This window comes from Acinetobacter terrae (assembly GCF_013004375.1).
GTDB lineage: Bacteria > Pseudomonadota > Gammaproteobacteria > Pseudomonadales > Moraxellaceae > Acinetobacter > Acinetobacter terrae.
The window spans coordinates 1-19,861 of sequence record NZ_JABERI010000025.1; the positions used below are offsets into that span (position 1 = coordinate 1).

Annotated in this window: 15 protein-coding genes and 2 pseudogenes; 7 read left to right on the plus strand and 10 right to left on the minus strand. The window is 40.5% G+C overall.

Annotated elements, in window-relative coordinates:
• Positions 1-308: 308 nt before the first annotated feature.
• Entirely contained in the window at positions 309-1,487 is a 1,179-nt protein-coding gene (locus HLH14_RS10315) for a YbfB/YjiJ family MFS transporter (RefSeq protein WP_067724168.1), read from the plus strand.
• Between the two features lie 15 nt (positions 1,488-1,502).
• On the opposite strand, the gene HLH14_RS10320 is transcribed toward HLH14_RS10315, so the two are convergent.
• Both HLH14_RS10320 and icd read right to left on the minus strand, forming a co-directional pair.
• Complete coding sequence (locus tag HLH14_RS10320; RefSeq protein ID WP_067724210.1) at positions 1,503-2,048, minus strand: M23 family metallopeptidase; 546 nt, start codon at positions 2,046-2,048, stop codon at positions 1,503-1,505.
• Positions 2,049-2,203: 155 nt separating this feature from the next.
• Positions 2,204-3,457: an NADP-dependent isocitrate dehydrogenase gene (icd, locus tag HLH14_RS10325; RefSeq protein WP_067724167.1), complete on the minus strand. Its 1,254-nt coding sequence runs from the start codon at positions 3,455-3,457 to the stop codon at positions 2,204-2,206.
• A gap of 201 nt (positions 3,458-3,658) precedes the next feature.
• On the opposite strand from icd, the gene HLH14_RS10330 reads away from it, so the two are divergent.
• The gene (locus HLH14_RS10330) at positions 3,659-4,483 is read left to right on the plus strand and encodes an rRNA large subunit pseudouridine synthase E (protein WP_067724166.1); all 825 of its coding nucleotides are present in this window, start codon (positions 3,659-3,661) and stop codon (positions 4,481-4,483) included.
• Positions 4,484-4,616: 133 nt separating this feature from the next.
• Here the strand turns inward: HLH14_RS10330 and HLH14_RS10335 are convergent, their stop codons facing one another.
• The gene (locus HLH14_RS10335) at positions 4,617-6,848 is read right to left on the minus strand and encodes an NADP-dependent isocitrate dehydrogenase (protein ID WP_171533037.1); all 2,232 of its coding nucleotides are present in this window, start codon (positions 6,846-6,848) and stop codon (positions 4,617-4,619) included.
• 601 nt (positions 6,849-7,449) lie between these two features.
• On the opposite strand from HLH14_RS10335, the pseudogene HLH14_RS10340 reads away from it, so the two are divergent.
• Positions 7,450-7,575 (plus strand): annotated as a pseudogene (locus HLH14_RS10340) (hydroxyisourate hydrolase); the annotation flags it as partial.
• 473 nt (positions 7,576-8,048) lie between these two features.
• Here the strand turns inward: HLH14_RS10340 and HLH14_RS16320 are convergent.
• Positions 8,049-8,389, minus strand: a pseudogene (locus tag HLH14_RS16320) (hypothetical protein); the annotation flags it as partial.
• A gap of 65 nt (positions 8,390-8,454) precedes the next feature.
• Positions 8,455-10,158: a M61 family metallopeptidase gene (locus HLH14_RS10350; protein ID WP_067724162.1), complete on the minus strand. Its 1,704-nt coding sequence runs from the start codon at positions 10,156-10,158 to the stop codon at positions 8,455-8,457.
• A 179-nt stretch (positions 10,159-10,337) separates the two neighbouring features.
• Between HLH14_RS10350 and HLH14_RS10355 the strand changes: the two genes are divergently transcribed.
• The 3 genes from HLH14_RS10355 (at position 10,338) to slyD (ending at position 13,676) form a co-directional block, all read left to right on the plus strand.
• Positions 10,338-11,648, plus strand: a complete 1,311-nt coding sequence (locus HLH14_RS10355) for a D-alanyl-D-alanine carboxypeptidase PBP6B (protein WP_067724161.1) — start codon at positions 10,338-10,340, stop codon at positions 11,646-11,648.
• Positions 11,649-11,771: 123 nt separating this feature from the next.
• Positions 11,772-13,058 carry an NAD(P)/FAD-dependent oxidoreductase gene (locus HLH14_RS10360; RefSeq protein ID WP_067724160.1) on the plus strand — a complete coding sequence of 429 codons (1,287 nt, stop codon included), beginning with the start codon at positions 11,772-11,774 and terminating at the stop codon, positions 13,056-13,058.
• Between the two features lie 135 nt (positions 13,059-13,193).
• Positions 13,194-13,676: a peptidylprolyl isomerase gene (gene slyD / locus HLH14_RS10365; protein WP_067724159.1), complete on the plus strand. Its 483-nt coding sequence runs from the start codon at positions 13,194-13,196 to the stop codon at positions 13,674-13,676.
• 120 nt (positions 13,677-13,796) lie between these two features.
• Here slyD and HLH14_RS10370 read toward each other — a convergent pair whose 3' ends face one another.
• From HLH14_RS10370 to HLH14_RS10390, 5 genes are all read right to left on the minus strand, one after another.
• Positions 13,797-14,495, minus strand: coding sequence for a Crp/Fnr family transcriptional regulator (locus HLH14_RS10370; protein ID WP_067724158.1), 699 nt, complete (start codon positions 14,493-14,495; stop codon positions 13,797-13,799).
• 149 nt (positions 14,496-14,644) lie between these two features.
• Positions 14,645-15,616 carry a TauD/TfdA dioxygenase family protein gene (locus HLH14_RS10375; RefSeq protein ID WP_081406220.1) on the minus strand — a complete coding sequence of 324 codons (972 nt, stop codon included), beginning with the start codon at positions 15,614-15,616 and terminating at the stop codon, positions 14,645-14,647.
• Between the two features lie 244 nt (positions 15,617-15,860).
• Entirely contained in the window at positions 15,861-16,265 is a 405-nt protein-coding gene (gene rnk / locus HLH14_RS10380) for a nucleoside diphosphate kinase regulator (protein WP_067724157.1), read from the minus strand.
• Positions 16,266-16,432: 167 nt separating this feature from the next.
• Positions 16,433-17,686 carry a serine hydroxymethyltransferase gene (gene glyA, locus HLH14_RS10385; protein WP_067724156.1) on the minus strand — a complete coding sequence of 418 codons (1,254 nt, stop codon included), beginning with the start codon at positions 17,684-17,686 and terminating at the stop codon, positions 16,433-16,435.
• Positions 17,687-17,941: 255 nt separating this feature from the next.
• On the minus strand, positions 17,942-19,168 hold the full coding sequence (locus HLH14_RS10390; RefSeq protein WP_067724155.1) for an alpha/beta hydrolase: 1,227 nt from the start codon (positions 19,166-19,168) through the stop codon (positions 17,942-17,944).
• 211 nt (positions 19,169-19,379) lie between these two features.
• On the opposite strand from HLH14_RS10390, the gene HLH14_RS10395 reads away from it, so the two are divergent.
• Entirely contained in the window at positions 19,380-19,820 is a 441-nt protein-coding gene (locus tag HLH14_RS10395) for a hypothetical protein (protein WP_067724154.1), read from the plus strand.
• Positions 19,821-19,861: the final 41 nt, after the last annotated feature.

The window sequence follows — 19,861 nt, forward strand, 5'->3', positions numbered from 1 at the left end:
GTTTGAATCGATGTATTTCATCCGCAGATTATGCACGAATGCTAAGAAATCCGGAGTGCAAATATTAACCAAAAAGAAGATCATTTTTTGATTTATGAAAGAGGTCTATTGTAGGCCTTTATTCAAAAAACTCAATTTGCAAAATAAAGGGGGAATATCATTCAATGTTATAAGAGCAGTCTTAAATATTACTTAATGACTCAAACATTGATTTTTTTGTAGCGTTTGTAAGTTCTGATCCTATTCATTGTTGGAGACTCATGCTATTTATTGAGATGAATCAATAATAAATAGCTGCGAGTACATGGATGTCCTCAAACAATATCAAGCTCAGTCTGTTTTTATGCCTCAGTATGTGCTTAGGGATTGGTATTTTACGTTTTTCTTATACCGCACTGTTACCCAGCACACGTGAAGCATTTGACTGGTCAATAGGTTTTGCCAGTCTTTTAGGCAGTGCAAATTTACTCGGTTATCTGATGGGCGCTTTTGCAGCCATGCGACTGCCTCAAAACAAAAGCATGACCCTATACATCCAGATTGCCGCAATCGCCGGCATGTTCAGTTTAATGTGCTGTGCTTTTGCAAATTTCCCTCAAGCTTGGTATATCTGCTGGCGTGTGATTTCAGGAATCAGCGGTGGTCTACTAATGATTCTATCGCCTAGTGTGGTTGCGCAGTGCTGTGATATTCAGGATCGCTTTAAAATTAATTTTATTGGCTTTAGCGGAATTGGTCTTGGGGTTTTATTGGCTACGCTTTTCTTGCCTTATCTGGATCAGATTTCGATCCAGACAGCCTGGCTTATTTTATGTGGATTTGCGCTGATTATTTGTGTTTGCTTAAGTGTTTTACTGCAACAATTTAAGCATCATTTGTCTGCGCAAACCGTTGTGACCTCCAGTAAAGTAACACTCAATACACTCTTTTATAGCGTGCTGACCGTTTATGCTTGCAGTGCATTTGCCTATATTCCGCATTCATTGTTTTGGATTGACTATCTCAGCTATGAACTGGGGCTGAATCTATTCTGGATCAACTTTAACTGGATTCTTTATGGCGTAGGTAGTGCTTTAGGGGCTTTTTCTGCTTATTCATTAGCCAAAAGATTCGGCAACCTGAATGCTCTTAAAATACTTTATAGTCTCTATATCATGGCTATTTTTATTGCGACTTTAAGTGCAAATCCAGTCCTGACTTTTGCTTCTTCCTTTTTTACCGGAATGCTCAATCCAGCAGTGGTCTTTCTGACTTCATATACCATTTTACAACTCTATGGTCTTGCCTATAAAAAGCTGTGGAGCATCGCAACACTCTGTTTTGCATCTGTGCAGCTGATTGGTGGATTAAGTTTTAGTACCCTGCAACATTTTGGCGTGACTTATCATCAACAGTTTATCTTGGCTGCGGTGGTTTTATTATTAGGAACTTTACAATTGGCTTGGTATACCCGCTCGGATCAATGTCACAGGATTAGAGAAATCTGATTTATTTTGATATTTTTAAGAATCTGGAACCAGATAAGGATAAGGGTTGATTGCACCTTGCCCTTCCACATAGATTCCATAATGTAAATGTGGCGGGGTATTTTTGGCGTTGCCGGTATTACCGACATAACCAATGACCTCACCTGCTTCTACCCAGTCGCCTTCTTGAATCTGATCAGCATAATCATCTAAATGTGCATAATAATGTCGGCTTAAATCCGGACCGATAATCCAGACCACTTTTCCACCTAAATTATTGGTTCCGACTCGAGTAACAATCCCTTGTGTTGCACTAAGTACAGGTGTTCCTTGCTTGGCGAAAATATCAATGCCTTCATGTTTCCGTCCTTCGCTACGGACTGCACCCCAAGTATCTTGTATTTGTCGAGGTTTAATATTTTCAACCGGCATTGCAAGCTGTGCAGGCATATCCATTTGTTGTAATTGCATATATAAAATGGGATAACGAATACCTGTGGCTTCACCCGAGGGTGGCGGATGACAGCCTGAAAGCAGCATGAATGCAATCATTAAACTCAGGCAGGAAATTTTTGTGAACATTTTTCGATGCTGATGCATTAATTTCAAGAATTAAAGTGATTGAATCAATTTCATCTTAAAATTTTAAATCCATTAAATAAAACATGCTTTGTGTAAAAACAAAAAAACCCGCAACGAGTGGCGGGTTTTTCAAACACAAGGTTTAAGTCTTAGACTTATTCCATGTTGTTGATGACTGCTTGACCAAATTCCGAACAACGTAACAAAGTCGCGTCAGGCATTAAACGCTCGAAATCATAAGTGACCGTTTTTGCAGTAATTGCACCAGAAACACCTTTAATGATCAAGTCGGCAGCTTCAGTCCAGCCCATGTCACGAAGCATCATTTCAGCAGAAAGGATAATTGAACCCGGGTTTACTTTGTCTTGACCTGCATATTTAGGCGCAGTACCGTGAGTGGCTTCGTACATCTGGATTGCACCACCGATGTTTGCACCAGGCGCGATCCCGATACCGCCCACTTCCGCTGCAAGCGCATCAGAAATGTAGTCACCGTTCAGGTTAAGCGTCGCGATAACTGAATATTCAGAAGGACGCATCAGGATTTGTTGCAAGAACGCATCAGCAATCACATCTTTAATAATGATGTCTTTGCCGTTTTTAGGATTCTTGATGGTCACCCATGGGCCACCGTCAAGAAGCTCACCACCAAAACGCTCAAGAGCGACTTCATAGCCCCATTCTTTGAACGCACCTTCGGTGTACTTCATGATGTTGCCTTTGTGAACTAAAGTCACGCTTGGCTTGTCATTGTCGATTGCAAATTGAATAGCTTTACGAACCAGACGTTGAGTCCCTTCTTTAGATACCGGTTTAATGCCAATACCACAGTTTTCTTCGAAACGGATTTTGGTTACACCCATTTCTTCTTTAAGGAATTTGATAACTTTTTTAGCTTCTGGTGAATCTGCTTTCCATTCAATCCCTGCATAGATATCTTCCGAGTTTTCACGAAAAATCACCATGTCAGTCAGTTCAGGATGATGAACTGGAGAAGGAACACCTTCAAACCAACGCACAGGACGCACACAGACGTAAAGGTCTAATTCTTGACGTAAAGCGACATTGAGAGAACGAATACCACCGCCAACAGGGGTGGTTAATGGACCTTTAATAGAAACGACAAACTCACGAAGAACTTCGAAAGTTTCTTCTGGCATATAAGTACCATAGATTTTATCTGCTTTTTCACCGCAGTAGACTTCCATCCACTCGATCGAACGTTTGCCAGCGTAAGCTTTTTGAACTGCAGCATCTACCACTGCTTTCATTGCTGGTGTAATATCCACACCAATACCGTCGCCTTCAATGAAAGGAATGATGGGATTGTTAGGAACATTCAGTGACAAGTCTGCATTTACGGTAATTTTGCTACCATCTACAGGCACTACAATCTTCTGATAACCCATTATACTTGTGCTCCCTATTGTTATTCTATCTGGCGAATCTAAAAAATAATTGCCAATATGCAATACTTTCAACTTATCTTAACGCATAATATTGTAATCCAATTTAAGTGTTTTTGAGATTTACAGGGGAAATAACGCCATTTCCCCATAAAATAAAACTCAACGTTCCAGTATTTATCATTATCAAAGTAGTTATTTTCTATGAAAATCGTCATTCTTAATAAACCTTATGACGTTCTCTCCCAGTTCCGTGCCGATGAGAAACATCAAACCATGGCTGATTTCACTCAAGACCCTGATCTTCGTATCGCCGGTCGTCTTGATTTAGATTCAGAAGGCTTAATGTTTTTAACCGATCATGGTGGTTTGAACCAGTTCATTACCAACCCTGCCAGCAAAAAGTTTAAAACTTATGTGGTACAGGTCGATGGTGACATCACCGAAGAAGCTTTAGAGCAACTTCGTAAAGGTGTTGAGCTTAAAGACGGCATCACACTGCCTGCTCAAGCCAAAAAAATTGATGAGCCGGACTGGTTATGGGAACGTACGCCACCTGTACGCTTCCGTGCTAGCGTTCCAACATCATGGGTAGAAATTCAAATTTGTGAAGGTCGTAACCGTCAGGTTCGTCGCATGACTTCTGCGGTAGGCTTTCCAACTTTACGTTTGATTCGCACTCAAATTGGTAGCATCAGCATTGTAAAACTGGGCTTACAACCTGGTGAGCAAGTCGAGATCGAACCTTTACTTTACCCAGACTTTAAAGATGTTCCTGCGGACAAACCGTATGAAGGTCGTTCTTTTGCGAAAAAGACCCCGACCAAGAAACAGCATTTCTCGGTGGCTAAAGATAAAGCACGTGAAGAAAAAGGCGAAGCACCATTCAAAGGCAAGAAAAAAGCCAGTGGTGGTACAACGCGTATCTGGCAAATGGATGATGCGGATAAACCACGTCGTAAAACCAATGGTACGACACGCCCGAATAATAAAGCACCTCGTGGTCGTGGGCGTAGTAGCGGTCGTTAAGACTTAGTTTAAATAAGTCCCTATTGGGGGAATGTTTGTGCCGTAGAAATTGCGGACGAAAAAAAGCCGGTGCATATGCACCGGCTTTTCTTTGCATCACCGGCTGAGTCGCCGGCTTTGCATTAAATTAAGCTTAAACAGAAGCAAGTGCTGCGTTTAATGTTGCGCTTGGACGCATCACAGCATTTACTTTCTCTTGATCAAGAGCGTAGTAACCGCCGATATCAACCGACTTACCTTGAACGGAAGCAAGTTCAGCAACGATTTTGTCTTCGTTTTCAGCCAATGCTTTAGCAAGCGGAGCGAACTTCTCTTTAAGCTCAGCATTTTCGTCTTGCTCAGCCAACGCTTCAGCCCAGTATTTCGCTAGGTAGAAGTGGCTGCCACGGTTATCAATCTCGCCAGTACGACGTGATGGTGACTTGTCATTGTCGAGCAATTTGCCAGTCGCTTGGTCTAATGTTTTAGCCAATAACTTCACAGCAGGATTGTCTTGTTTGATGCCCATTTCTTCTAGAGAAACAGCAAGCGCCATGAACTCACCCAGTGAATCCCAACGCAAGTGGTTTTCTTCAACCAACTGTTGTACGTGTTTAGGAGCAGAACCGCCTGCACCTGTTTCGTACATACCACCACCCGCCATTAACGGCACGATAGAAAGCATTTTCGCAGACGTACCCAACTCCATGATTGGGAATAAGTCTGTCAGGTAGTCACGTAAGATGTTACCTGTTACAGAGATTGTATCTAGACCACGAGCAACACGTTCAAGCGTATAACGCATAGCACGTACTTGAGACATGATTTGGATATCAAGACCAGTCGTGTCATGATCTTTCAAGTATTTTTCAACTTTCTTGATCAATTCATTTTCGTGTGGACGGTACGGGTCAAGCCAGAAGATTGCCGGCATGCCAGAGTTACGTGCGCGAGTTACCGCAAGTTTCACCCAGTCACGGATCGGTGCATCTTTCACCTGACACATACGCCAGATATCGCCTTCCTCAACGTTTTGCGACATCAACACTTCACCAGTTTCAAGATCAGTGATGTTGGCAATACCCGCTTCAGGAATTTCGAAAGTTTTGTCGTGTGAACCGTATTCTTCAGCTTTTTGCGCCATCAAGCCAACGTTAGGTACAGTACCCATCGTTTTTGGATCGAAGTTGCCATTCCACTTACAGAAATTGATCATTTCTTGGTAGATACGTGCGAAAGTCGATTCAGGCATTACAGCTTTACAGTCGTAAGGTTTGCCGTCAGCGCCCCACATTTTACCGCCACCACGAATCATTGCAGGCATAGAAGCATCTACAATAACGTCGTTTGGTGAATGGAAGTTGGTGATGCCTTTTGCTGAATCAACCATCGCAAGTGCTGGACGGTGTTCTTGACAAGCATGTAAATCAGCAATGATTTCTTCACGTACAGATGTTGGTAAAGTTTCCAGCTTCTCGTAAAGACTCGCCATACCATTATTGATGTTGACACCTAACTCATCAAATAACTTGCCATGCTTCTCAAATGCGTCTTTGTAGTAAATTTTCACACAGTGACCGAATACGATCGGGTGTGAAACTTTCATCATGGTTGCTTTAACGTGTAAAGAGAACAAAATGCCTGCTTCACGACAGTCTTCAAGTTCTTTCTCGTAGAAGTCGCAAAGTGCTTTTTTGCTCATGAACATTGAGTCGATGATTTCGCCATCTTTCAATGCAACTTTTGGTTTAAGAACAATGGTTTCGCCACTTTTTGTGATTAATTCCATTTTCACGTCACGCGCACGGTCAAGTGTCATTGACTTTTCGCCGTGGTAGAAGTCACCTTCATTCATGTGCGAAACGTGAGTTTGTGACCACTGTTTCCACTCGCTCATTGAATGCGGGTGTTTCTTAACGTAGTTTTTCACTGCAGCAGGCGCACGACGGTCAGAGTTACCTTCACGTAATACTGGGTTTACAGCAGAACCTAAGCACTTGCCATAACGAACCTTGATTGACTTTTCTTCTTCAGTGGTTGGGTTTTCCGGATAATCCGGGATTGCATAGCCTTTCGACTGAAGTTCTTTAATACACGCTGTTAGCTGACCAACAGAGGCACTGATATTTGGAAGTTTGATAATGTTGGTATCTGGATCTTGTGTAAGATGACCTAGCTCCGCGAGGATATCGGGAACTTTCTGCTCTTCATTTAGGTAGTCTGAAAATTCTGCGAGCACGCGAACGGCTACAGAGATGTCACTTTTGACAATCTCGATGCCGGCCGGCTTAGTAAAGGTCTCAATGATCGGCAGCAGCGAATAAGTCGCCAACAATGGCGCCTCGTCAGTCAGAGTGTAAATGATAGTTGACTTTCCACCAGCCATATATAGCCCCTTGCGTTGGATTGAGTTTTGAGAACCGAGCTTTTGGCCCAGCCCTGCGAACCGGTTTGCTTAAATAAAACATCGAAAGTATCGGTGCTCATTGCACCTCAGCTAAACAACAATATCTTTTCATTTTGCTGTTTGGCTGAAAATTCGTATATATCGGTGTTGTTCACCAATGTTTCTATTCTACTTGAAATTTCGACTTTTTTCGAATATGAGCAGTCTTAGCCGGTCTCTATGGCTACATTCACATACCTAATTACAGGGGCGATAATTCAGGACTCAAACAACACATAGCTAATATTTATCAATACTTTAGCTTATTTACACCCCGGATTACTGATCAAAATTCAAACTAATCAATTTACTGTTTTACAACCCAATTACTTAAAACATGTTGGGTATCATGCAAATAAATCATTCATAAAGGAATACGATGCAAATTTTGTCCCAATAAGTCGAAAAAGTTATCATTGTGAAGTCTGCGCTCCTCACTTAAGTTTTACTAAACTTTAAAGGCTTTCGAGCGGTAATTTTCAACGGAATATTGTGAGAGAATCCAAGATATAAATGTTGTCCTTAAAGCTCGATAAGGTGAAAAATAGGTGAATTGTTTAAAATAAAAAATCAGCATTCATATTTTCCTGAAGTTCCTGTTATTTTTATGATTGATGATAGTTTTGAGCATTATCATATTATACTACTATTAGTTAAGTGTTTATAATTATTAGATTTATCGGGTTAATTAAGCTTTCTGATTAATAAAAAGCTCACATCTGTGAGCTTTTTATTAAAGAATCTCTCAAAAGTGGTTTTAAAACTTTAATATCACCAGTTTTGTATCTATGAATTCTATATAAATAAGTATTTTCTGTTTCTAATCCATAAATATTTTGAAATTTAACCTTAAATCGAATTTCACATTCATTCTTCTTTTCTTGTAAAAAATCATTAATCAGCTTATCGCCCAACATATCTAAACATATCTAATGGAAGAGTAAATTTTATCTCTTCTTTGGCGGAAATACTTTTCACTTGTTGATAAATCTTTTCATCCATTGTCATCAATAGAACAAATCTGGATTCATTATTAGCAGAACGAATATAAAATACCAATGAACAAAGTTTTTCAGGATTACCTGTCAATAAATCGTTCACATGCTGAATATTCAATATTGGCGAATAGAGTTCAAGATAAGGCTTATGCGCATTATGAGTCATTTTAATTTGTTCTGACTGTAATGCAGCAAGCTTTCCTTGCTGCATTACACTTTCCTTCATTTCCTCAATCTGAAGCTGTAAAGCTCTTTCTTGTTGCTCTAATGCTTTGGTATTTTGTTCTAGCTGCTTCCCTTGTTGGACATAACCCAAAATCAACCAAAAGAAAGCCACAGGTGCGAATAACCTGCCAGAAAATCACCTAAAGAATTCAAATCCTTATTTGAAAAAGAAAATTCATTTATTGAACAAAAAAGATAAATTCCAACAAACCAAACAATAGTTGTGATGATTCCAATGATTAAACTTTTTTGATTCATATTCTTCTAATAAAAAAAACCGACGCCTAAGCATCGGTTTTACATGGTTTTTTATACTATGAAAATTAAGCTTTAAGCCACTTCTCTGCTTTCGCTTGATCTTCAACTTTCAATTCAACCGTGGTCAAATCAATTGCCCCCCCTTGAACTTCAAACTGAATAAATTCATCACGGCGGAATGCAAATACAGTGAAAGTACCTTCTTGTTTTGAATATATCTCAAGAAGTTTTTCAGACGCTTTTAAACCATCAATGGCAACAATCACATCATTGGCAGAAAGACCTGCTTTCGCCCCAGCACTGTCACGACGAACCTGCTGAATCACCACACCTTCAGGTTTATCTGCAACTTTGAGGCCGAATGGCAAAGCTTTTTCATTTTTCAATTTAAAACTTAGACCAAATTCAGGGAACAATTGATCCAGTGGCAATTCGTCTGTGGTATTGATCAAATGATTAATTTGCTCAAGCCAACTTTGACCCGTCAATTCCTGACATAAATCGAAGATGGTACGTTCATTCACCTGAATGCCCTTTTGCGCATTTTCATACAGCTTACGCATGAGTGCATCAAGGCTTGAACCTTTAAGACGCAATCCTAAATCCAGACACAGCGCTACCAAACAACCTTTGTTGTAATAGCTTGTACCTGCATTATTCGAGTTTTCATCCTGACGGTAGAATTTCACCCATGCATCAAAACTTGATTCCGCCACAGTTTGAATCGCATGACCTGGATTTTGCAGGTAACGATCAATCTGCACTTTTAATAAGGCAATATACGATTCTTGATTAATCACACCGCTACGCAGCAAAATCAGATCATCGTAATAAGAGGTAAAGCCTTCAAAGATCCAAAGAAGTGAGGTATAGCCTTCTCTGTTCAAATCATAATTAACAAAGTTTTCCGGACGAATAAATTTCACCAGCCAAGAGTGGAAATATTCGTGACTGCATAAACCCAAGAAACGTTGATAGTCTTTCGATGGTTCAACAGGTTCATCCACTTTTGGCAGGTCATCACGCGGCGTAATCAGGCTTGTGCTATTCGAATGCTCCAAACCACCATAACTATTGCCAGTTGCCATCGTCATGAAAGTGTAGTTTTCAAATGGTGCTGAACCAAACATTGAAATTTCTGTGCTACAGATTTTTTCAATGTCTTTCTGCATACGCTGTGCATTCATGGCGTGTTTGCCTGAAACTACGAACTCATGCGGAATACCATTGGCTTCAAAACTAAACCGGGTTTGATCTGCCAGTTCAAATGGCGAATCAATCAGCTGCGCATAATTTTGAGCTTTTAAGGTATAACGACCTTTAACCAAGCTCTTATTTTCCAAACCTGTAGCCAATTGGAAATGTTTCAGTTCTGGCGGCAAGAACACTTCAACTTCAATGGCTTTATCTTCCTGACCTTCTAGTCCCAAGCATGCACAGGCTGGATTCACATATAAACGTGTTTGATCAACATATGCACCGCGAACGGACAGGTCATAGGCATAAACATCATATTCAACTGTAATCAGTTCATGATCGGTATTGAATAAACGCCATTTGTTCTTTTCAAATTTTTGAATCTGTAAAATGCGGCCATCTTCATCATATGCTTTGACCGACTCAAGATGCTTTGAAAACTCGCGAATCAAATAGCTTCCCGGAATCCAGGTCGGTAAAGAAAGTACTTGGGTAGGATTTGCTAAAAAGCGAAGTGTCACGTGAACTAGATGCTGACGATAATCGTCAAATTCGATTTGATAATGCAACATAATGGGCAATACAAAATAAAAAAAGGTAACTTGGCAATTAGCTTAGCATTTTTTTACAAAGCAATGCGAACTGTCGCAATTGTCTGCAATTCTGACTAGCCATTGCTAAAAAAAAAGCATAGCATGCCCATGATTTTTTGCATTTTAAAGTCAACGGATTGGCAAATAAAGGAACATCATTGAAAGCTGTTATCTACATCCTCGCATCTCTTAGTTTATTGTGCTCCACGATAGTCAATGCTGCGTTACTGAACCTCGTCCCTGAAAGCGTTGAAGCTCCTGCATGGACCATTCTTGATACCCAATCCGGACAAGTGATTGCGGAGCACAATAGCCATGAGCAACGTGCACCGGCATCCATGACCAAAATGATGGTTGCGTATATCGCGCTCAAAGAAATTGAAGCGGGTCATTTAAAAAAGGATGAAATCATCACTGCAACACCGGTAGTCAAAATGGTGCAGTGGGATGAATCACAAATGTACCTGAAAGAAGGTGAACAGATCTCTGTTGATCAGCTGCTGGCAGGTTTGATCGTGATGTCAGCCAATGATGCTGCGGTGACTTTAGCGGAACGTATTTCAGGCACTGTTCCAGCTTTCATTGAACGCATGAATAAAGAAGCCAAAGCCTTAGGAATGAACGATACGCATTTTGCCAATGCACCCGGCATTACCATGCCAGATCATTTTTCATCTGCGCACGACATGGCACTTCTCGGTCAAGCACTCGCATTACAGACACCTGAATATTTACATTATTCAGTGATGCCGAGTTTCAGTTATAACCAGCGTTTTCACCGTGCAACTAACTTGGCGCTCAAATTTGACCCCACTGTTGATGGTTTAAAAACCGGTTTTACCAAGGCGGCAGGTTATAACCTGGCACTGACTGCACACCGTCCTACCGGTAATCCGGCACTTCCTGAACGTCGCCTTATTGTCGTGGTCATGGGCACAAAAAATGCTTTAAAACGTGCTGAAGTTGCCCACACTCTTCTGAACATGGCTTATACCTATACGCGCAATGAAGTGGCGATTAAGGACAAGCAGCTGATTGCTGAATTGCCGGTGATTAAATCCACTTTAAAAATGTTTAAACTGGAAACCAGCAAACCGCAAATTGTGACCACTTCTTTATATGACCAGCCTTATGCGATTGATCTGCAAACCTATGACACCGTGAATCAGCGCATTATGTTGAATACAGGCAATGGTACGATTCAGGTGATCGATCCATTACAAGAAACAAAAACCCACTTAAATGTAGAAATCAAAGAAAAATTCCTGACTGCCCCATTAGCTAAAGTGATGGAATTGGCAACGGTACAGGTTTATCAAAACAACCAGTTGATTCGAACCATTGCCATTGAAAATGATGTGCACATTGAAGAAGCCAATTTCTTCCAGAAAATCGCAATTTGGTTTAAACAGCTTTTTACTTTTTTCTCCAGTGATGACGTTGAAGTCAAAACTTATCCACTAGGCTAATTGCGTGACATTTCTTTAAGTTATGTAAGCTGTATAACAATCTAATCAAAAGCAATGAATTGAAGATGGCATATTGATGCCATCTTCTTTTTTTCGTCTTTAAAATAACAAATAGGTTTAAAAATGAGTAATCTACATAAAATTGTCATTGTGGGTGGTGGTGCAGGTGGTTTAGAGCTTGCGACTCAACTGGGCAATAGTTTAGGTAAAACCCATAAAGCGAAAATCACTTTAGTCGATCAAAAACTGACACATATCTGGAAACCGCTTTTACATGAAATTGCAGCGGGCACAATCAATCCGCATGCCGAAGAAACCAATTATTTCGCCCATGCATCAAAACATCATTATGAATTTGTCTTAGGCAGCTTGATTGATCTCGATCAAACCACCAAACAAATCATTCTTGAAACAGCGCAGTTATCTAGACCCGAGCAGACTCAAAAGAATCTTCGTTTGGATTACGACACACTGATTATTGCCGTGGGTTCAACATCGAATGACTTTAATACCGAAGGCGTAAAACAGCACTGTCATTTCCTCGATAATCGTAAACAGGCTGACCTGTTTCAGCAAGATTTACTGCATTTATATCTAGAAGCCCAAAACCATGAAACCGCACGCGCATTGAATATTGCGATTATTGGCGCAGGTGCAACAGGGATAGAACTTGCAGCTGAGCTGTTTCAAGCCAAGCAGACGTTCTTTAAATATGGCTTAAATAAAATTGACCCGAAAAATGTCAATATTACTGTCATTGAAGCGGCTGACCGTATCTTGCCTGCGCTTTCCGAAACCATCGCCAAGCATACCAGCCATCAATTAGCGCAATTTGGAATTCAGGTACTGACAAAGCATCGGGTTGCCAAAGTCGATGACGACAAAGTCTATTTTGCCGATGGAACATCGCTTGATGCAGAACTGAAAGTCTGGGCGGCAGGAATTAAAGCCCCTGCTGTGCTAGAAAAATTAACCGGCTTTGAAAAGGACAATCTTCACCGCCTCAAAGTCTATGCAACGCTGCAAACCCTATCCGATCCAAATATTTTTGTTTGTGGTGACTGTGCCCATTGCCAACCTACTGCTGACGAACCTGTACTTGGTCCACGCGCTCAAGTCGCCAGCCAACAAGCCAGTTTCCTGGTCGATGCAATGAAAGCTCGCATTCAAGGCAAACCACAACCGATGTTCAAATTTTCAGACAAAGGCTCACTGGTGTCATTAAGCCACAATAAAGCGGTTGGAGAATTGCTCGGGCAAGTGAATGTACAAGGTTTTATCGCGAAATCGATGTATATCTCTTTATATCGACTGCATCAGGCCGCTATTCATGGCTACACCCATGCAGGTCTTTTGACCGCTAAGGATTTTGTCACAAGAAAAACAGGTCCAAAGATAAAATTACATTGAAATTTTAAAAACCGTCCCTATTATTAAGAAAATGTCATTAAAAACGTAGAAAATGCAGATTTTTGATAAATATGATCTACAAAATCTGCTTTTCACTTTATGATGTCCCCTTTAAAAATTGAATGGATCAATAACATGACTGCTATTGCAAATGACCTCGTGGTTTCTTTCCACTACACGTTGACTAACGCAGAAGGCGAAACTCTCGACCAATCACAAGGTGAACCACTTGCATATTTGCACGGTGCAGGTAACATCATCCCAGGTTTAGAAAATGCTTTGGTAGGCAAAACTGTTGGTGATAAATTTACTGTAAACGTTCCTGCTGCTGAAGGTTATGGCGAATATAACCCAGAAATGGTTCAAGAAGTTCCTGCTCAAATGTTCCAAGGTGTGGACAACATCCAACCTGGTATGCAGTTCCAAGCTCAAACTGATGACGGCGTGCAAATCGTGACTGTTAAAGCAGTTGAAGGCGACACAATCGTTGTGGATGCTAACTTCCCGCTTGCTGGTCAAGATTTAACTTTTGAAGTTGAAATTGTAGAAATTCGTGAAGCTTCTGCTGAAGAATTAGAACACGGTCACGTACACGGCGCTGGTGGTCACCACCACTAAGATCGGTACAGATCAAAAAAGGCAAAGTTTTACTTTGCCTTTTTTATTGCCTGAAATTTTTTATACAGAATTCAATCACCCCAGAAAATCAGTTGGTTTAGACATTTTTTAGCAATACATCTACAACTGGCTGATTTGTTTTAAGCGCTGCATATCGATAATGCGAATCTGGCTATAATTCCACTCTACAATGCGTTGTTGTATAAAATATTGCAGTTGCTTATTTAAGGTTTGTCGGGACACATTGAGTAATTCGGCAAATTCCTGCTGGCTCATTTTGAATTGAATCGTTGAATGCACCTGAATTGTGGGTATTGCCTGCTGCCCTAAGATCATTAAATGTCGCGCAATTTTTTGATTAATACTCGCGGTTTGCAGATAGCGGTTTTTCTCCATCAAGCCATACATGCGCTCACTCAGTAATTGAATGATCTGCCACATGGCTTGTGGCTGCTGTTGTAAGTGTTCCAGAAAAACCTGCCCTGAAATCACGGCAACTTCGACTTGCTCTGCTGCATAAAAATCAAAATTCAGCGGTTTATGCTGTAAAAATGGTACCAGATTAAATACTGAATACATTTTCACATAATCACTGACTTTAAACTCACCATCACTGAGCAACCAGCCAATCTGCATCCGTCCAGACAACAGTACATAGATATCATCCAGTTTTTGCTGATAACGTAAAATCTGTTGTTGCGGTAAAAAACGTAGATATTTCACCTGCTGCAATAAAATTTGATGTGACTGTGCGTTGAATGCTGAAAAGACTGCATCCTCCTTGAAAATTTGCTGTAATTTTTCTGCACGACTGAGCATGTGAAAATGAGGATCTCATTAAAAATAAAAAACCTAGTACTCCAGATACTAGGTTGTTCATCTCTTTAGACCAACTAAGTTTTAACGCTATGTATATCTCGAATTCAGATCACTACGATTCTACACAGCGCCACCTTACAACTGAGTTATTAGGATACTTTTTCTAAAATTTGACCATTTTCAAAGGTAAAATTAGAAATGTCCTGTTTCACGACTTTCTTCAAGCTCACACTTGGACGACCATCTACACCAAACGGGATATCCCCTTCAATCGTGACACGGCGTACGACACGCAGATCGTCACCATAGTCATTAATCGCACGGTGTTGAGTTGCTCGGTTATCCCAAATTGCGACATCACCCACGCTCCAGCGCCAGCGCACAATGTTTTCTAAATTTACGGCATAGTCTTGGAATAAATCAAACAAGCGACGTGAATCTTGGGTGTTATAACCGACAAAGCGTTTAAAGAAGTGACCCAATAATAATGTTTTCTCACCACTTTCAGGATGCACACGCACCAACGGATGTTCAGTTTCATATTCAGTCGAATTGAATAGCGCACGATATTTTTCTGCATCGATTCGCGTGCTTGTCGTTACTTTAGAGGCATAGTCATAATCATTGCTATGCACTGCACGCAAGCTATCTGCCAATTTTTTGAGTTCTTTTGGTAGATCATTATAAGCAGATGTCGTATTCGCCCAAACCGTATCCCCGCCTGCTGCCGGTGCAACAATGCTGCGTAAAATGGAAGCCTTTGGATAATCTTCAATAAAACTGATGTCAGTATGCCAGGTATCCGCACGTCCACCACGTGAATCCAGCTCTAGCACATGCGCTGTTCCGCTTTTTACCGGAACCGTTGGATGATTCAATGGCTTTCCTAATAGTGCTGCAAAGCCTTCCTGTTCATCATCCGTTAGGTGCTGCTGATTTTTAAAGAAGATTGCCTTGTACTTGACTAAAGCATGGTTAATTTCATAGACCGTGTTCTGATCTAAAGTTGAAGAGAGTTTGATCCCTTCAATTTCCGCACCAATGCGACCGGTAATCGGTTTCACCTGAATATGTTGATATTGATAGTTTGGATCATATGGTTTGGTTTGAGTTTGGCTCATGGCTATTCCTTATATTTCAATTTTTATTGCAACGTTGTGTTGTTGAAATACAGTCTGCCCTTAAACCGTTCTAAACACTGTCAAACCTTTGACAGTGATCAGCACAATACCTGCTTAAGTTTTGAATATTCCTGATTTAGCGATTGAACTTTTAGGTATGCAGTTAGTGGTATAAGTAAAATATTTAAACTTAAAGTTACCCATTAAAAAAGCCCCTACATTTGGGGCTTTTTATTCAAAATGATTATAGATAATCGCCTTCACGTTCTGGCTGATACAACACTTTTTCAATCTTCACTTTCATTAAATGACCATCAGGCTGTGGCCACTCAATTTCCTGTCCTTCTGCCAGTCCCAAAATTGCTGCGCCTACCGGTGCAAGTACATTGACCTGTCCTTTTTCACCGCGAAAATCATGCGGATAAACCAAGGTAATATCCGTAGATTCGCGAGCAGGCGCAATAACAATACGCACACGCGCATTCATGGTCACCACATTTTCAGGAACATCTTGTGGAGCAACAACATCAGCACGCGCAAGCTCATCTTCAAGATGTTGCATCGTTGGACTCAGTTTAGATTGATGATCAAGCATGGTTTCTAAACGTTGAAGATCTTGTTGTGAAATAATAATTGTAGGTTTAGCCATTTACCTGATTCCTTTGAACGAAAGATGTCATTACAGCAATAGCAAAATGAGTTATATCTTTTATGGAGTATTATTCTGTTATAGCAGAAATATGATATTCGAAAAATATGACTTTTAATCATATATAAAAAAAGCCCCCTTGAGGGGGGCTTTCTCAAGTCGTTCACTTATTTTGCGTAAACAGGAAATTTAGCACAAACAGTTGCAACTTTTTCTTTAACCGTAGCGATTACCGCTTCGTCGCCTTTCGCATCCAAGATGTCTGCGATCCAGCCAGCAAGTTCACGTACTTCAGCTTCGCCGAAACCACGCGTTGTTACAGCTGGAGTACCAATACGGATACCAGAAGTCACGAACGGAGAACGCGGGTCATTTGGTACAGCATTTTTGTTCACAGTAATGTGAGCAGCACCTAACCAAGCATCCGCTTCTTTACCAGTCACGTCTTGTTTGATCAGTGACAATAAGAACAAGTGATTCTCAGTACCACCAGAAACGATATCGTAACCACGTGCGATTAATACTTCAGCCATTGCTTTAGCATTTACCACAACTTGTTTTTGATATTCTTTGTATTCAGGTGTCATTGCTTCTTTAAAGCAGATTGCTTTAGCCGCAATAGCGTGAACCAATGGACCGCCTTGGTTACCCGGGAATACTGCAGATTGAAGTTTTTTCTCAATCTCTTCGTTTGCTTTAGCCAGGATTAAACCTGAACGCGGGCCACGAAGTGTTTTATGCGTTGTAGTTGTTGTAACGTCAGCAATTTGTACTGGGCTTGGATAAACACCCGCAGCAACCAAACCAGCAACGTGAGCCATATCTACAAACAGGTAAGCGCCAACTTTGTCCGCGATTTCACGGAAACGCTGCCAATCAACGATTTGGCTATATGCAGAGAAACCAGCAACGATCATACGTGGCTTGTGTTCTACCGCTAAACGTTCAACTTCTTCGTAATCGATCTCGCCAGTTTCAACATTTAAGCCGTACTGAATCGCATTATATGTTTTACCAGAGAAGCTAACTTTTGCACCGTGAGTCAAGTGACCACCGTGAGCCAAGCTCATACCCAAAACTGTGTCGCCCGGGTTAAGAAGCGCTAGGTAAACAGCAGAGTTTGCTTGTGAACCAGCATGTGGCTGAACGTTAGCATAGTCAGCACCAAAGAGTTCTTTAGCACGGTCAATCGCCAATTGTTCGATGATGTCTACATATTCGCAACCGCCATAATAGCGTTTACCAGGGTAGCCTTCCGCATATTTGTTAGTGAGTTTTGAGCCTTGAGCTTCCATAACTGCTGGAGAGCAATAGTTTTCAGAAGCGATTAGCTCGATGTGCGCTTCTTGGCGCTCACCTTCAGCATCAATTGCTTTAGCTAATTCTGGGTCAAATTCAGAAATCGAGATATTGGCAAACATTAGCGAGGTCCTATAAATTAGGGCTTTTAAGCCGTGCTAAGATTGGCGCGTATTGTAGCATGAAGTTTATAAATATCGAGAATGAACTTTGTTCAGTTTTAAATAAAAATAGCTCATGTAAATATAAAACATGAGCTATTAAGGTCAAATCAAGTTATTGAATTGGCATTAAAGATTCAACATTACTTGTTCTTTATATATGCACTGTTAAATCTCAGCTTATTTCTAAACAGAAATTCATCAGAAAGTTAAGAGCTATTGTGCAAACAGAGTTTTAACATTGGTTACAAAGCTATTAGAGTTAGATGTATACACCGTAGTATGGTCCCAGTTTGCATTGGTTATATATTGAATTTTCGTTCCTTTAGCTTCTGCGCTTGCTTTTAGCAGATCAGTTGCTGCTTGAGGTACGGTTGGATCTTTTCCACCTTGATAAATAATAACCGGCTGACTCAATTTCACTGTGCCGGGTTGCGAGTCTTTGACTAAGAAGTTTTGAATCACGGGTATCGACATAAAATTATCTTGATTTCGCCCATAGCCATTCAATGAACCCAGATGTTCAGGTAATGAAACATAATCTGTCATCCCTTTAGCCAAGGCTGCCCCCACAGAGCCTGAACATTCTGTTTCTGCAATAGGAGCAATTTTTGCAGTGTCTGCTTTAAAGACCTCAGCATAACTGACCGAAATTTTATGTCTTTGCATTCCTGCAACAATCAAAGAAGTAAATGTATCTAAAGATGCCAAGACAGGTATTTGTATATTTGCAGGCTGATTTTTTACCGCATTTTCACCCCCTTGCAATATTGCGGCAAGGTTTGATGGCGGTGCAATAGCAATCGTTCCCTTATAATCAAGCTTTGCTCTTGAAGCATATTGTGCTGCACCCAATGCAGCATGCCCGCCCTGAGAATGGCCAATCGTCACCCATTGTGGAGCAGCTTTTTTACCTTGTCGATTTAAGTAATCACGTGTTGCCACTACAGCATCGGTAATAGAAAAGGCTTCACTCTTTAAATTTAGGAATGGATGATTACCAGGTGAGCCCAAACCTTCATAATCTGGAGCAACCACAACATAACCTTCTGCCAATAGTTTTTGCAGTAGGCCCTCAGTTCCCAGTAACCCTTGCTGGCTAGGTGCACATTTATCTGCCACACCCGTTGTACCATGCGCCCAGACTACAATAAGCCAACCATTTGCAGGCTGTACAGTTTTTGGAACAAATACTAAAGCCGTTGCTGTAACTTCCTTATTATCAACACCTAACATTTTATATGTCATCAACTGACTATCGGCAGCTACTTCAGGCATACCATCCTTGGTGTAGGCTGTCACATTCACTACAGGATTTTGAATATTATTTACAGGTATTCCACTATTCGGCCCATTGAAGACCCAATCATTATCGTCACTTCCACAAGCCGTTAAAAATATGACTGAGCTACTCATTAATACTGTTAGCAATGTTTTATTCATATTTACATTTCCCTATACATTTTTTATTGTGATGATTTAATTATCATGAAGATAAGAACTATTACCTTTATTCTTGATTTTGAACAAGGAAATTTTAGACCAAATCAACAATACAAAAAGTAATTAGATTTCATCCAATCTAAATGATTGATTTTTAAAGGACTGATTTTTATACTCTTACAAATATCTAACAATATGTAATCAGAAAAACATGCTTGCTTTTATTTGCCTTATTCTTGGTTTTCTATTGGGTTACGCTATACGAGGTTTAAAAAAAGACAAACCCGTTAACAAAGTTGTACGTCGCTATTCTGCACCGATGACCTATCAACAAAAACTCCACCTAAAAAGTCATCATCAAAATGATAGTGACCGCATTCGTGAATTGAATGAATTAAGCCGAAATCAAAGCGTATTTTTACGATTGCTTAAACAAACGTTTATAAATCATGAAATCGCCATTAAACAAAAACGTTTTATCATTTTAGATCGCGACTATATGCCATGTGCGATATTTGAATACTGTGATGGCACTCAAGCCATTAAATTGATGGATCATGAAGATGGGCTGCCTTTATATCTATATAAAGGTCTCATTTCGAGTGATGAATTAAAACAAGACTATTTAAACATCATCTCTGGGCAGAAATAAGAAAGAATCGCTCAAAGTCGCTGTTTTCGGTTTGTGTCAGT

Excerpts from the sequence above, each read along its gene's own strand:
- HLH14_RS10315 (WP_067724168.1), top strand. The coding sequence starts at position 309 with ATGTCCTCAAACAATATCAAGCTCAGTCTGTTTTTATGCCTCAGTATG.
- slyD (WP_067724159.1), top strand. The coding sequence starts at position 13,194 with ATGACTGCTATTGCAAATGACCTCGTGGTTTCTTTCCACTACACGTTG.
- HLH14_RS10375 (WP_081406220.1), bottom strand. The coding sequence starts at position 15,616 with ATGAGCCAAACTCAAACCAAACCATATGATCCAAACTATCAATATCAA.
- HLH14_RS10335 (WP_171533037.1), bottom strand. The coding sequence starts at position 6,848 with ATGGCTGGTGGAAAGTCAACTATCATTTACACTCTGACTGACGAGGCG.
- HLH14_RS10350 (WP_067724162.1), bottom strand. The coding sequence starts at position 10,158 with ATGTTGCATTATCAAATCGAATTTGACGATTATCGTCAGCATCTAGTT.
- HLH14_RS10390 (WP_067724155.1), bottom strand. The coding sequence starts at position 19,168 with ATGAATAAAACATTGCTAACAGTATTAATGAGTAGCTCAGTCATATTT.
- rnk (WP_067724157.1), bottom strand. The coding sequence starts at position 16,265 with ATGGCTAAACCTACAATTATTATTTCACAACAAGATCTTCAACGTTTA.
- glyA (WP_067724156.1), bottom strand. The coding sequence starts at position 17,686 with ATGTTTGCCAATATCTCGATTTCTGAATTTGACCCAGAATTAGCTAAA.
- HLH14_RS10395 (WP_067724154.1), top strand. The coding sequence starts at position 19,380 with ATGCTTGCTTTTATTTGCCTTATTCTTGGTTTTCTATTGGGTTACGCT.
- icd (WP_067724167.1), bottom strand. The coding sequence starts at position 3,457 with ATGGGTTATCAGAAGATTGTAGTGCCTGTAGATGGTAGCAAAATTACC.
- HLH14_RS10320 (WP_067724210.1), bottom strand. The coding sequence starts at position 2,048 with ATGTTCACAAAAATTTCCTGCCTGAGTTTAATGATTGCATTCATGCTG.
- HLH14_RS10330 (WP_067724166.1), top strand. The coding sequence starts at position 3,659 with ATGAAAATCGTCATTCTTAATAAACCTTATGACGTTCTCTCCCAGTTC.
- HLH14_RS10370 (WP_067724158.1), bottom strand. The coding sequence starts at position 14,495 with ATGCTCAGTCGTGCAGAAAAATTACAGCAAATTTTCAAGGAGGATGCA.
- HLH14_RS10360 (WP_067724160.1), top strand. The coding sequence starts at position 11,772 with ATGAGTAATCTACATAAAATTGTCATTGTGGGTGGTGGTGCAGGTGGT.